At 62.4% G+C, this 12,691-nt stretch carries 12 protein-coding genes and 1 tRNA gene; 7 read left to right on the top strand and 6 right to left on the bottom strand.

Annotated features, from left to right (window positions below; all coding sequences use genetic code 11):
- Nucleotides 1-25: 25 nt before the first annotated feature.
- From ACK56M_RS01750 to ACK56M_RS01735, 4 genes are all read right to left on the bottom strand, one after another.
- Complete coding sequence (locus tag ACK56M_RS01750; protein ID WP_003257483.1) at nt 26-286, bottom strand: DUF2164 domain-containing protein; 261 nt, start codon at nt 284-286, stop codon at nt 26-28.
- Nucleotides 287-925 (bottom strand): imidazole glycerol phosphate synthase subunit HisH, encoded by a 639-nt coding sequence (gene hisH / locus ACK56M_RS01745; protein WP_013970493.1) that lies wholly within the window; start codon nt 923-925, stop codon nt 287-289.
- Entirely contained in the window at nt 926-1,519 is a 594-nt protein-coding gene (hisB, locus tag ACK56M_RS01740) for an imidazoleglycerol-phosphate dehydratase HisB (protein WP_003255736.1), read from the bottom strand.
- A 283-nt stretch (nt 1,520-1,802) separates the two neighbouring features.
- Complete coding sequence (locus ACK56M_RS01735; protein WP_015268635.1) at nt 1,803-3,464, bottom strand: OFA family MFS transporter; 1,662 nt, start codon at nt 3,462-3,464, stop codon at nt 1,803-1,805.
- A 305-nt stretch (nt 3,465-3,769) separates the two neighbouring features.
- Here ACK56M_RS01735 and ACK56M_RS01730 point away from each other — a divergent pair, with 305 nt between their 5' ends.
- From ACK56M_RS01730 to ACK56M_RS01715, 4 genes are all read left to right on the top strand, one after another.
- Nucleotides 3,770-6,016, top strand: coding sequence for an AsmA family protein (locus ACK56M_RS01730; protein ID WP_191472015.1), 2,247 nt, complete (start codon nt 3,770-3,772; stop codon nt 6,014-6,016).
- The gene (gene mutY, locus ACK56M_RS01725) at nt 6,013-7,080 is read left to right on the top strand and encodes an A/G-specific adenine glycosylase (RefSeq protein ID WP_015268633.1); all 1,068 of its coding nucleotides are present in this window, start codon (nt 6,013-6,015) and stop codon (nt 7,078-7,080) included. Before ACK56M_RS01730 ends, mutY begins: the two co-directional genes overlap by 4 nt.
- Nucleotides 7,077-7,349: an oxidative damage protection protein gene (locus ACK56M_RS01720; RefSeq protein WP_003257478.1), complete on the top strand. Its 273-nt coding sequence runs from the start codon at nt 7,077-7,079 to the stop codon at nt 7,347-7,349. Before mutY ends, ACK56M_RS01720 begins: the two co-directional genes overlap by 4 nt.
- Nucleotides 7,350-7,439: 90 nt before the next feature.
- Nucleotides 7,440-7,515: transfer RNA gene (locus ACK56M_RS01715), tRNA-Phe, on the top strand.
- A 138-nt stretch (nt 7,516-7,653) separates the two neighbouring features.
- On the opposite strand, the gene ACK56M_RS01710 is transcribed toward ACK56M_RS01715, so the two are convergent.
- Complete coding sequence (locus ACK56M_RS01710) at nt 7,654-7,956, bottom strand: addiction module antidote protein (RefSeq protein WP_015268632.1); 303 nt, start codon at nt 7,954-7,956, stop codon at nt 7,654-7,656.
- 243 nt (nt 7,957-8,199) lie between these two features.
- Here ACK56M_RS01710 and ppk2 point away from each other — a divergent pair, with 243 nt between their 5' ends.
- Entirely contained in the window at nt 8,200-9,180 is a 981-nt protein-coding gene (gene ppk2 / locus ACK56M_RS01705; protein WP_015268631.1) for a polyphosphate kinase 2, read from the top strand.
- A gap of 57 nt (nt 9,181-9,237) precedes the next feature.
- The gene (locus ACK56M_RS01700) at nt 9,238-9,681 is read left to right on the top strand and encodes a hypothetical protein (protein ID WP_013970488.1); all 444 of its coding nucleotides are present in this window, start codon (nt 9,238-9,240) and stop codon (nt 9,679-9,681) included.
- A gap of 179 nt (nt 9,682-9,860) precedes the next feature.
- Here ACK56M_RS01700 and gabP read toward each other — a convergent pair whose 3' ends face one another.
- Nucleotides 9,861-11,246 carry a GABA permease gene (gene gabP / locus ACK56M_RS01695; protein ID WP_013970487.1) on the bottom strand — a complete coding sequence of 462 codons (1,386 nt, stop codon included), beginning with the start codon at nt 11,244-11,246 and terminating at the stop codon, nt 9,861-9,863.
- A 664-nt stretch (nt 11,247-11,910) separates the two neighbouring features.
- Between gabP and ACK56M_RS01690 the strand changes: the two genes are divergently transcribed.
- Nucleotides 11,911-12,684 (top strand): ABC transporter ATP-binding protein, encoded by a 774-nt coding sequence (locus ACK56M_RS01690; protein ID WP_003257472.1) that lies wholly within the window; start codon nt 11,911-11,913, stop codon nt 12,682-12,684.
- The last annotated feature ends 7 nt before the right edge of the window (nt 12,685-12,691 follow it).

Here is a 12,691-nt window from a genome sequence, read left to right as displayed (position 1 = left end):
TGGGAACCTGTCTGTTCTTGGGGTTTCAGGGCTTCTCGAGCGCCCACAGATCGCTTTCGATGCTCTCGAACCGCTCCTTGAGGTGCAGCTGAACATCGGCAATCGCCCTGTTGTAGTAAAGGGGTGCAATTTCTTTGCTGAACAGTTCGAGGACTTCGGCCACTTCGAACGACCCCAGCTCCAGCTCGAAACGATCTTCGAGGAAGCGCTTGAGCGTGTGCAGCGCTTCGCGCTCCTGCTCGGGGGCCAGGGTGATGACCGGGGCCTTGGTCTTCGACCTGCTCATTTACCAGCGCCCGTCCCAGGCGACGAAGTTCTGCAGCAGCTGCAGGCCATGGGTATGGCTCTTCTCCGGGTGGAACTGCACGGCAAAGCGCGAGCCATCGGCCAGTGCAGCGGCGAAATCGACACCGTAATGGCCGCGGCCGACCACCTGGGCCGGCTTGCCGGCATTGATGTAATAGCTGTGCACGAAGTAGAACCGCGCACGGTCGGGGATGTCGTGCCACAGCGGGTGGTCGTTGGTCTGGCCGACTTCGTTCCAGCCCATGTGCGGCACCTTCAGGTGCTCGCCGTCTTCCTGCAGGTCTTTGCCGAAGAAGCGAACCTGGCCGGGGAACAGGCCGATACAGTCGACACCGTCGTTTTCTTCGCTGTGGTCGAGCAGTGCCTGCATACCCACGCAGATGCCGAGGAACGGGCGGTCCTGGCTGACTTCACGCACCAGGCTGTCGAAGCCCAGGCGGCGGATTTCTGCCATGCAGTCGCGAATCGCGCCCACGCCCGGGAATACCACGCGGTCGGCTTCGCGGATGACCGTGGCATCACTGGTGACCAGTACCTTGCCGGCACCTACATGCTCGAGCGCCTTGGCCACCGAGTGCAGGTTGCCCATGCCATAGTCGATTACGGCTACCGTCTGCATTTACAGGCACCCTTTGGTGGAAGGCATCTGCCCGGCCATGCGCTCGTCGAGGGTAATGGCCATGCGCAGGGCGCGGCCGAAAGCCTTGAACACGGTCTCGATCTGGTGGTGGGTGTTGTGGCCACGCAGGTTGTCGATGTGCAGGGTGACCAGGGCGTGGTTGACGAAGCCCTGGAAGAACTCCTGGAACAGGTCGACATCGAAGCCACCGACGCTGGCGCGGGTGTACGGCACATGCATCTGCAGGCCCGGGCGACCGGAGAAGTCGATAACCACGCGCGACAGCGCTTCGTCCAGCGGCACATAGGCGTGGCCGTAGCGGAAGATGCCCTTCTTGTCACCGATGGCCTGGGCAAATGCCATGCCCAGGGTGATGCCGACGTCTTCGACGGTATGGTGATCGTCGATATGCGTGTCACCCTTGCACTCGATATCCAGATCGATCAGCCCATGGCGGGCAATCTGGTCCAGCATGTGTTCAAGGAAAGGCACACCGATATCGAATCGGGCCTTGCCACTGCCATCGAGGTTGATCGAGCACTTGACCTGGGTTTCCAGGGTATTGCGCTCGACGGAAGCCTTACGTTCGACCATCACCAGCTCCGCAAAATCATTAGGCGAAAAGGGCTTCATTATAGGCCTAGAACGCGCCGGCTTGAAACGCGGATGACATATGGCAAAACGCGGAATTACGCAGGCTGGATACCGTTACAGGTCTATACAACCGCATGGCTTGGGGCTGCTTTGCAGCCCATCGCCGGCAAGCCAGCTCCCACAGGGGCCTCACAATCTTCCAGGCCTGTAGCATACCTGTGGGAGCTGGCTTGCCGGCGATAGGGCTAGTACAGCCAGCAAAGTCAGCCGGTTTTACCACTGATCAATGGAACAGCACAGCCGTCTTCTGCAGGGTAATCCAAACGCCCCAGGCCAACGGCACGACCACCACTGCCCAGGCCAGCAGCACCAGCGGCAGGCTACCCGGCGCCGCCTTCCACTCCAGCGAGCGCGCCCCGTCGGCGCCCTTGTCATGGCTCAACGCCCGCTCGGCAGCCAGTTCGGCATCGCTCATGAAATGCTTGTCGGCCACCGGTCGCACCAGCATGTTGCAGACAAAGCCCAGCACCAGCAGGCCGGCGAGGATGTACAGGGTCATGTCATAAGCAGCCGCACGCTCCACCCCGGCCGCCAACTGGTACTCGCGCAGGTAGGTGATAAGCACCGGCCCCAGCACCCCCGCCGCCGCCCAGGCGGTCAGCAGGCGGCCATGAATGGCGCCGACCATCTGCGTGCCGAACAGGTCGGCCAGGTAGGCCGGTACCGTGGCAAAACCACCACCGTACATCGACAGGATGATGCAGAACGCCGCCACGAACAGCGCCACGTTACCCAGGTGCCCCATGTTCGGCACCAGGCTGTACAAGCCCACGCCCAGGGCAAAGAAGGCGAAATAGGTGTTCTTGCGGCCAATGTAGTCCGAGAACGACGCCCAGAAGAACCGGCCGCCGATGTTGAACAGGCTCAGCAGGCCGGTGAAGCCGGCGGCGATCGCGGCAATCTGCGCCAGCTGGGCGCTGTTCAGCTCGCTGAAGCTCAGCCCGTTGCCCAGCAGCTTGCCGGCGAACACTTCCTGCAGCAACGGCGAAGCCATGCCGAGGATGCCGATACCCGCTGACACGTTCAGGCACAGCACCAGCCAGATCAGCGCGAACTGCGGGGTCTTCCAGGCCACGCTGACGTGCACGTGGCGGTCGGTGACCATGGTGTTGCCAGCTTTCTTCACTGGGGCGCTCCAGCCTTCGGGCTTCCAGCCGGTTGGCGGTACGCGATACGCCAGGGCACCGGCGGTCATGAACACGAAGTAGATCGCCGCCATGACGACGAAGCTCTGCCACACGCCCACTTCCTGCGCATTGCCGAAATGGCCCATCAGCGCGGTGGCCAGTGGTGCACCGACCATGGCCCCGCCACCGAAGCCCATGATCGCCATGCCGGTGGCCATGCCGCGCTTGTCCGGGAACCACTTGATCAAGGTCGACACCGGCGAGATGTAGCCCAGGCCCAGGCCGATACCCCCGATTACGCCGGAACCCAGCCACATCAGCCACAGCTGATGGGTTTTCACGCCAATCGCCGAAATCAGCATGCCACCGCACCAGCACAGCGCCGACACCAGGCCGGCCTTGCGCGGGCCGGCGTGTTCCAGCCAACCACCCAGCACGGCCGCCGAGCAACCGAGGAAGACGAAGAACAGGGTGTAGATCCAGCTCAGCATGGAAATCGGCCAATCGCATTCGGCGCTGAACATACGGGCCATGAAGCCCATGTCCGCCGCGCAGGCGACCGGGGCGGTGATGCCTAGGGCTTGCGACAGCGGCAGCCAGAACACCGAGAAGCCATAGGCCATGCCGATGCACAGGTGGATGGCAAGGGCGGCCGGTGGGACCAGCCAGCGGTTGAAGCCCGGACGGGCGATGATGCGCTCCTTCGACAGGAAGCCTGGCGCACTGGCCAAGGTCCCCGCCGCGACGGTACTGCTCATGGATCAGATCCTTCTTATAGGGAGGGTGCAGGCAAAGCGGCGCAAGGGTAGCAGTATCAAATAGCGTGAAAGCAATCTGATATCGTTAATTTTTGCTCGGCTGAAACGGTCATGTTGCCTATACCGGCGATAGGGCCAGTACAGGCCACACATTCGGAACTGACAAAATCATGGCTGTCGAAAGCCGTACCATCTGCTGTACGCGTAGGAAATGCCCCGTATCTCTAGTCGAATACGCAGGGGTAACCACTGCGGCGCTATACTCTGGCGCTTGAATTTAAAAAACGGACTACAAGGACTCGCCCATGAAAGCGTTCGGCAAAATCCTGGGACTTGGGCTTCTCGGGTTGCTGCTGATCATCGTGGCGCTGGGCTTCGCCCTGACCCACCTCTTCGATCCCAACGACTACAAAGACGAGATTCGCCAGCTGGCACGTGACAAGGCTCACGTCGAGCTGACCCTCAACGGTGACATTGGCTGGAGTCTGTTCCCGTGGCTGGGCCTGGAGTTGCACGATGCGAGCATCGCCACCTTGAACAAACCCAAGGAGCCCTTCGCCGACCTGCAGATGCTCGGGCTTTCTGTACGTGTGCTGCCACTGCTGCGCCGCGAAGTGCAGATGAGCGACGTGCGCGTCGAGGGCCTGAACCTGACCCTGGCCCGTGACGAACAGGGCCATGGCAACTGGGAAGACATCGGCAAGCCGCTGCCCACGCAGAACGGCGCCAGTGCCGATGGGCAGGCCAGTGCTCCAGCCCAGGCACCGGCCGAACAGGCGTCGGCACCAGTCGCCAGCAATGAACGCGCCGTCAAGCTGGACATCGACAGCCTGACCGTGAACAACGCCCGCGTGCAATACACCGATGCCAAGACCGGCCAGAGCTACAGCGCCGAAAGCATCCAGCTGAGCACCGGCCCGGTCCACGAAGGGGCGAACATTCCACTCAAGGCCAGCGCCTTCCTCAGCGCCAGCCAGCCGAACATCAAGGCCCGCACCGAACTGGCCGGCGAGCTGCGCTTCGACCGCAAGCTCAAGCGCTACAACTTCGAAGACATGCGCCTGTCGGGCGAAACCTCGGGTGAGCCCACCGGCGGCAAGACCGTGACCTTCGCCGCCCAAGGCCAATTGCTGGTCGACCTGGCCGCCAATGTCGCCTCGTGGAACGGCCTGAAAGTCTCGGCCAACCAGCTGCGCGCCCTGGGCGAGCTGAACCTGCGAGACCTGGACAAGGCACCGCAGCTGAGCGGCGGCCTGTCCATCGCCCAGTTCGACCTGCGCACCTTCCTCGACAGCATCGGCCGCCCGCTGCCGGCCACCAACGACCCGGCGGCCTTCGCCAAGCTGGAACTGGTCACCCGCCTGCAGGGCACGCCGAACAGCCTGGCCCTGGAAGACCTGGCGGTGAAGCTGGACGACAGCACCTTCACTGGCCGCGTGGCCGTCGAAGACTTCGCCAAACAGGCCCTGCGCCTGCAGCTCAAGGGTGACACCTTCAACGCCGACCGCTACCTGCCGGCCAAGAGTGAAGAGGCCAAGGGCGCCACCGCCGCGCGTCAGGCCGAGGTCAAGCAACAGGAAGCCACCGCGGTCGCCGGCCCTGGCACCACGCCACTCCCCAACGCCCCGACCCAGGTCGCCTGGAGCGACGACAAGCTGCTGCCGGTCGACCGCCTGCGCGTCCTCGACCTGCAAGCCGACCTGGCCTTCGGTTCGCTGACCCTGGACAAACTGCCGATCGAAGACGCCCAGCTCAAGGCGATCGGCCAGGGCGGCCTGCTGACCCTGCAAACCCTGCGCGGTGAACTGTACAACGGCACCTTCGAGGCCAAGGGCACGGTCGATGTACGCCCTGCCGTGCCGCAACTGGGCGTCAACACCAGCATCCAACGGGTGCCGGTGGAACACTTCATCAAGACCGAGGGCAAAGAGCAGACGCCACCGGTCAAAGGCCTGCTGACCCTGACCAGCGACCTGACCGCCACCGGCAACAGCCAGAAGGCCCTGGTCGACACCCTCAACGGCAACGCCAACTTTGTCATCAATGATGGCGTGCTGGTCAATGCCAACCTGGAACAGCAACTGTGCCAGGCCATCGCCACACTGAACCGCAAGCCCCTCAGTGGCGAGCCACGTGGCAAGGACACCCCCTTCCAGGAACTGCGAGGCAGCCTGGTGGTACGCAATGGCGTTGCCAGCAACCCGGACCTCAAGGCGCGTATCCCGGGCCTGACCGTCAACGGCCATGGTGACCTCGACCTGCGTGTACTGGGCATGGACTACAACGTCGGCGTGATCGTCGAGGGCGACCAGCGCGCCATGCCGGACCCGGCCTGCCAGGTCAATGAGCGCTTTGCCGGTGTCGAGATTCCGTTGCGCTGCCGCGGGCCGCTCGAGCTGGGCGCCAAGGCATGCCGCATGGACCGTGACGGCCTGGGCAAGGTAGCCGCCAAGCTTGCAGGCAACCGCCTGCAAGAAAAGATCGATGAGAAACTCGGAGACAAAGTGAATCCCGAACTGAAAGATGCGCTCAAGGGGCTGTTCAAGCGATGAGCCCCGAGCAGTTCTCCAGCGCTGTGCTGGATTGGTATGACGAACACGGCCGGCACGACCTGCCCTGGCAACAGGGCATCAACCCGTACCGGGTGTGGGTGTCGGAAATCATGTTGCAGCAGACCCAGGTCAGCACCGTACTCAACTACTTCGACCGCTTCATGCAGGCCCTGCCGACCGTGCAGGCCCTTGCCGAAGCGCCGGAGGACGAAGTGCTGCACCTGTGGACAGGCCTGGGTTATTACACCCGGGCACGCAACCTGCAAAAGGCCGCCAAGATCGTGGTCGCACAGCATGGCGGCGAATTCCCGCGCAGTGTCGAGCAGCTCACCGAGCTGCCCGGCATCGGCCGCTCCACCGCCGGCGCCATCGCCAGTATCAGCATGGGCATCCGCGCACCGATCCTCGACGGCAACGTCAAGCGCGTGCTCGCCCGCTACACCGCCCAGGCCGGCTACCCCGGCGAGCCCAAGGTGGCCAACCAGCTGTGGGCCACGGCCGAACGCTTTACCCCACAGCAGCGCGCCAACCACTACACCCAGGCGATGATGGACATGGGTGCCACGCTGTGCACCCGCAGCAAGCCCAGCTGCCTGATCTGCCCGCTGCAGCGCGGCTGCGAAGCGCACCTGCACGGTGAAGAAACCCGCTACCCCGAGCCCAAGCCGCGCAAGGCACTGCCGCAACGCCGCACGCTGATGCCGCTGCTGGCCAACAACGAAGGCGCCATCCTGCTTTACCGTCGCCCGTCCAGCGGCCTGTGGGGTGGTTTGTGGAGCCTGCCGGAACTGGACGACATTGCCCAGCTCGACGACCTGGCCTACCAGCACGGCCTGCGCCTGGCTGACAGCCGCGCCATGGACGGCCTGACCCATACCTTCAGCCACTTCCAGCTGGCGATCGAACCCTGGCTGGTGCGCGTCGACCCGGTCGGCCAGCACGTGGCCGAGGCCGACTGGCTCTGGTATAACCTCGCCACCCCGCCGCGCCTGGGCCTCGCCGCCCCGGTGAAAAAGCTGCTCAAACGCGCGGCCGACGAACTGATTGCAGGAGATGCCCGATGACCCGCACCGTGATGTGCCGCAAGTACAAAGAAGAACTGCCAGGCCTGGAGCGCCCGCCCTACCCCGGCGCCAAGGGCCAGGACATCTTCGAACACATCTCGCAGAAAGCCTGGGCCGACTGGCAGAAGCACCAGACCATGCTGATCAACGAAAAGCGCCTGAACATGATGAACGCCGAGGACCGCAAATTCCTCCAGGGCGAGATGGACAAGTTTTTCGCCGGCGAAGAATACGCCCAGGCGGAAGGCTACGTTCCACCCTCGGAATGACCCCACGGAACGTAAGCGACGGAATTAATTTAAAATTTTTTCAAAAAGTCGTTGACGAGCGGTCTGAAAGTCTATTTAATTCACCTCGTCGCCCAGATAGCTCAGTCGGTAGAGCAGAGGATTGAAAATCCTCGTGTCGGCGGTTCGACTCCGTCTCTGGGCACCACCTTCAAGCTTCTGGTGGTTGCAAAGTTACCCGAAGCGACAACAAGAAACCCGCCTAGTGCGGGTTTTTTGTTGTCTGTCATTTTTGCTGGAGGCTTGGCAGTTACCTGCCGTTACTGCCCTTCCCGATCGCTAAACCTTACCCCGCCGCGCGCGGCAGCACCTCGGCATGAAGCCTGACCCCGAGGGCCGCCATCACCTTCATGATGGTCGCCAAACTCGGGTTACCCTCCGCAGACAACGCCTTATACAGCCCTTCTCGTGTCAGGCCGGTATCACGCGCCAACTGAGCCATACCCCGGGCACGAGCGATATCACCAAGGGCAGCAGCAAGCAGTGCTGGATCGTTTTCTTCAAGACAGGCCTCAAGGTAGAGGGCCATGTCTTCCTCTGTCTTCAAATGGTCTACAGCGTCCCATTTGGTCAGCTTGATATTTGTCATGGCGGCCTCCTAAAGGTCGCGTGCCAGCTTGAGGGCAGATTTGATATCGCTGGCCTGGCGGGTTTTATCGCCACCCGCCAGGAGGGTGTGCACATAAAAAAATGTGAACCACAGTTCACACTACATTCAATTTTTCGCTGTTTCGAACTGTTTGTGGAAGCGCCGTTGACCGATATCAAAGTGCCGCCAATCGCTCGACTTAAAATGCCAGATGGACATCCGACCCGACCCGCAAGGACCTCCATGAGCGAAGAATCCCCCCTCCTACTCCCCGCCCCCAGCGAGCCCGCCATCACCCCAGCCCGCACGCGCCGCCCACGCCAGCGCAAGCCGGAGCCGACGATCACCAGCATCAGCCAGCAACCTGCTGCACTGGAAGTCGCCACCGCCCCCAAGGGCAGCAACGAAGACAGCACCTCGGCCCGCTTGCCCACCAGCTACCCGTACCGCACCCGCATGCGTCGCCAGGACTACGAGAAGGCCAAGCATGCGCTGCAGATTGAGCTGCTCAAGGTACAGAGCTGGGTGAAGGAAACCGGCCAACGCGTGGTGATCCTGTTCGAAGGGCGCGATGCCGCAGGCAAGGGCGGCACCATCAAGCGGTTCATGGAGCACCTCAACCCACGCGGCGCGCGCATCGTGGCCCTGGAGAAGCCTTCCGAGCAGGAAAAAGGACAGTGGTACTTCCAGCGCTACATCCAACATCTGCCCACGGCAGGTGAAATGGTGTTCTTCGACCGCTCCTGGTACAACCGCGCCGGTGTCGAGAAGGTGATGGATTTCTGCTCGCCACTGCAGTACCTGGAGTTCATGCGCCAGGCGCCGGAGTTGGAGCGCATGCTGTGCAACAGCGGCATCCTGTTGTTCAAGTACTGGTTCTCGGTGAACCGAGAAGAGCAGCTGCGCCGCTTCATCTCGCGCCGGGACGACCCGCTCAAACACTGGAAGCTGTCCCCCATCGACATCAAGTCGCTGGACAAGTGGGAGGACTACACCGCAGCCAAGGAGGCGATGTTCTTCCATACCGACACGGCCGATGCACCTTGGACGGTGATCAAGTCCGATGACAAGAAGCGTGCGCGGATCAATTGCATCCGGCACTTCCTGCATTCGCTGGACTACCCGGGCAAGGACCGCAGCGTGGCGCATGCGCCGGATGCGCTACTGGTCGGGCGAGCGTCCCACGGCTTCGAGGAAGATGAGGCAGAGCCGCAGGCCAGTTGAATCGGCGTGCCTGCTGCGCTTCAATACGCGCAATTTCCGCCCCACCAAGGATTCACCATGGCCACCCCAACCAAGCAACAGAAACGCGCCAAGCGCGCCGCCAGCAAGGCCAAGCAGAACCGCATGGTACGCAGCGGCCAGGCGGTCAAGGCCAGTGCCGGTGACAGCGCCAGCATCGAGCAGGTGTACAACAAGGCCATGGAGTCGGGCAGCTACGACCCGCTGTTCAAGAAGATGAAGGAAGCCCAGGAAGGCGGCCTGGTACCGATGATTTCGGTGTTCCTGGTAGACCCTCTGCTGGCCCTGGTGCTCAAGGGGCACAAGGAAGAGCACGCCACCGATTACATCGTGCTGGTGTTCAATGCCTACCGCAAATGGCTGGATGGGGCCGACGAAGAAGCCACCATGGCCTGGCTGGAGAGCGATGAGTTCCAGGCCGCCTACGTGGCGGCTTCGGAGCTGGTTGCCAAGCAGCAACAGCAGCAGAAGCAATTTGGCTGACAGGGCTGTGTAGCCTGCCCGGGCCCTATCGCCGGCAAGCCGGCTCCCACAGGTACACCCCAGGCTTAAAGGCAATGCCGTCCCTGTGGGAGCGGGCAAGCCCGCGAAAGAGCCGGAACAGGCAACAAAAAGGCCGCGCCCTTCACAGGACGCGGCCTTTTCATTTCAGCCAGCGCGGGTCAGTTATCCAGCGCCACCCGCCCGGCAGCTTCACGCTTGCGGTGCACCAGCAAGCCAGCCGCCACCACACCAATGCTCAGCAGCGCGGTCGCGATGATTTCGGCGCGGTGGTCCTCACGCAGCGCCATTACCACCAGAATGGCAATGATGAAGGCAATGGTCGCCCAGGTAAGGCCCGGGAACAGCCACATCTTGAAGGTGATCTTCTCGCCGCGTGCCTCACGCTGGGCGCGCATGCGCAGCTGCGATACGGCAATCACCAGGTACACCAGCAGCGCAATGGCACCAGAGCTGGCCAGCAGGAACTCGAACACCTGGGCCGGGGCCACGAAGTTGGCGAACACACAAAGGAACGCTGCTGCGGTAGACAGCAGAACCGCCACATGCGGGGTAGCCGACTTGGTGGTGCGCTGGGCAATGGCCGGGGCGTCACCACGCTTGCTCAGCGAGAACAGCATGCGCGACGAGGTGTACAGCGCCGAGTTCAGGCAGCTGGTCACGGCGATCAGTACGACGATGTCGACGATCAGCTTGGCATTCGGCACGCCGATGCGGCTCAGCACGGTCTGGTAGGAACCGGTCTCGGCCAGGGCCGGGTCGTTCCACGGTACCAGGGCCACGACCAAGAAGATCGACACCAGGTAGAACAGGCAGATACGCCAGATCACCGAGTTGGTGGCGCGGCTGATCTGCTTGCCCGGGTCCTTCGACTCGGCGGCGGCGATGGTAACGATTTCGGTACCCATGAACGAGAACATGGTGGTCAGCATGGCTGCCAGCACCGCGCCCAGGCCGTTAGGCATGAAGCCCTGGGTGTCGAACAGGTGGCTGGCACCGCTTACCTGGCTGCTCGGCACAAAGCCGAACAAGGCAGCACAACCCACAGCGATGAAGCCGATGATCGCCAGAACCTTGAGCAGAGCGAACCAGAACTCGAACTCGCCGTAGTTCTTCACGCTGCACAGGTTGGTCAGGGTCAGCGCCAAGGTGATGACCAGGGAGAACGCCCACAGGTCGACCGCAGGGAACCAGGCATGCAGGATGGCCGCGGCGGCGTTGGCCTCCAGCGGAATCACCAGTACCCAGAACCACCAGTACAGCCAGCCAATGGTGAAACCGGCCCAGCGCCCGATGGCGCGGTCGGCATAGGTAGAGAACGAACCGGTGTCAGGCGAGGCGACCGCCATTTCACCCAACATGCGCATGACCAGCACGACCAGCGTACCGGCGGCAGCGTAAGCCAGCAGCACGGCTGGGCCGGCAGCAGCGATGGCGTGGCCGGAGCCAACGAAAAGGCCGGCACCGATGACGCCAGCGATGGACAGCATGGTCACATGCCGTTGTTTGAGCCCCTGAGCGAGGTCATTGGAATTGTTACCGCTCATTGAAACTACCTTTGTAAGGAGTGGACCACTCCGACTGCGGTTACGGAGCGCGCCTGGGGTTGACCTGGGCGTCGCTGCAATCGGCGGTTTCCTGCTGGCAATAAGCGCGCCATGTGCTGAATACATTCGTCAGAAAAGTCGGTAGCCCTTTTAGCATGCGGTTTGGAGGGCTTTCGGCCAACGGCTGACCGAAAGGCCACCAAATCATCGGATTACTGAAATACCCACTTACAAACGCACCAAAGGTGCTCCCCGGTAACACCTGTGCACCGCTGCAATGCAAAAAAGTGCAACCTAGAGGTACAACCTAAAGACCTGGCCGCCCCCGTTCGCGGGCATGCCCGCTCCCACAAGTCAGGTGCAACCATTTGAGCCTTTTAAAGAACCTGTGGGAGCGGGCGTGCCCGCGAAAGGTCTAAAACCGCTTCCATGAGCGGGCCAAAGCTGGCACCATCGCGCCTTTTTTCATCAAGGCTCTGGTGCTGGGCGACACCTTCGCGGACATCCGCGCGACGTTGCGCTGCAACGATGCGACAAACTGCCCCACCAGCGCCCCGAGTCCCCAGCGACCCTGTTGGCCGTGATAATGCCGCTATGCTAGCGTGGCGCACGCCAGGAAGGCCGCCAACAGCTGGGAACGCACCCGTACACATGAGGACCGCACATGGCTCAGGCCACGCCCGCGCTGGAAATCCGCAATCTGCACAAACGCTACGGCGAGCAGGAAATTCTCAAGGGCATTTCGCTGACCGCACGCGACGGTGACGTGATCTCCATCCTGGGGTCGTCCGGCTCCGGCAAATCCACCCTGCTGCGCTGCATCAACCTGCTCGAAAACCCGCACCAGGGCGAAATCCTGGTTGCCGGTGAAGCCCTCAAGCTCAAGGCCGCCAAGAACGGCGACCTGGTCGCCGCCGACAACCGCCAGATCAACCGCCTGCGCAGCGAGATCGGTTTCGTCTTCCAGAACTTCAACCTGTGGCCGCACATGTCGATCCTCGACAACATCATCGAGGCGCCACGCCGCGTGCTCGGCCAGAGCAAGGCCGAGGCCATCGAAGCCGCCGAAGCCCTGCTGAACAAGGTCGGCATCTACGACAAGCGCCACAGCTACCCCGCCCAGCTTTCCGGTGGCCAGCAACAGCGCGCCGCCATTGCCCGTACCCTGGCCATGAAGCCCAAGGTCATCCTGTTCGACGAGCCAACTTCGGCGCTCGATCCGGAAATGGTCCAGGAAGTGCTAAACGTTATCCGCGCATTGGCCGAAGAAGGCCGTACCATGCTGCTGGTGACGCACGAGATGAGCTTTGCCCGCCATGTGTCCAGTGAAGTCGTCTTCCTGCACCAGGGCCTGGTCGAAGAGCAGGGATCGCCGCAGCAGGTCTTCGAGAACCCGACCTCGGCGCGTTGCAAGCAATTCATGTCCAGCCACCGCTAACGGAGCA

This window comes from Pseudomonas sp. s4, assembly GCF_046764235.1.
In the GTDB taxonomy this organism is placed as follows: domain Bacteria; phylum Pseudomonadota; class Gammaproteobacteria; order Pseudomonadales; family Pseudomonadaceae; genus Aquipseudomonas; species Aquipseudomonas asiatica.
This window is presented reverse-complemented; position numbering and strand designations above follow the sequence as displayed.

Excerpts from the sequence above, each read along its gene's own strand:
- ACK56M_RS01750 (WP_003257483.1), bottom strand. The coding sequence starts at position 286 with ATGAGCAGGTCGAAGACCAAGGCCCCGGTCATCACCCTGGCCCCCGAG.
- hisH (WP_013970493.1), bottom strand. The coding sequence starts at position 925 with ATGCAGACGGTAGCCGTAATCGACTATGGCATGGGCAACCTGCACTCG.
- hisB (WP_003255736.1), bottom strand. The coding sequence starts at position 1,519 with ATGGTCGAACGTAAGGCTTCCGTCGAGCGCAATACCCTGGAAACCCAG.
- ACK56M_RS01735 (WP_015268635.1), bottom strand. The coding sequence starts at position 3,464 with ATGAGCAGTACCGTCGCGGCGGGGACCTTGGCCAGTGCGCCAGGCTTC.
- ACK56M_RS01730 (WP_191472015.1), top strand. The coding sequence starts at position 3,770 with ATGAAAGCGTTCGGCAAAATCCTGGGACTTGGGCTTCTCGGGTTGCTG.
- mutY (WP_015268633.1), top strand. The coding sequence starts at position 6,013 with ATGAGCCCCGAGCAGTTCTCCAGCGCTGTGCTGGATTGGTATGACGAA.
- ACK56M_RS01720 (WP_003257478.1), top strand. The coding sequence starts at position 7,077 with ATGACCCGCACCGTGATGTGCCGCAAGTACAAAGAAGAACTGCCAGGC.
- ACK56M_RS01710 (WP_015268632.1), bottom strand. The coding sequence starts at position 7,956 with ATGACAAATATCAAGCTGACCAAATGGGACGCTGTAGACCATTTGAAG.
- ppk2 (WP_015268631.1), top strand. The coding sequence starts at position 8,200 with ATGAGCGAAGAATCCCCCCTCCTACTCCCCGCCCCCAGCGAGCCCGCC.
- ACK56M_RS01700 (WP_013970488.1), top strand. The coding sequence starts at position 9,238 with ATGGCCACCCCAACCAAGCAACAGAAACGCGCCAAGCGCGCCGCCAGC.
- gabP (WP_013970487.1), bottom strand. The coding sequence starts at position 11,246 with ATGAGCGGTAACAATTCCAATGACCTCGCTCAGGGGCTCAAACAACGG.
- ACK56M_RS01690 (WP_003257472.1), top strand. The coding sequence starts at position 11,911 with ATGGCTCAGGCCACGCCCGCGCTGGAAATCCGCAATCTGCACAAACGC.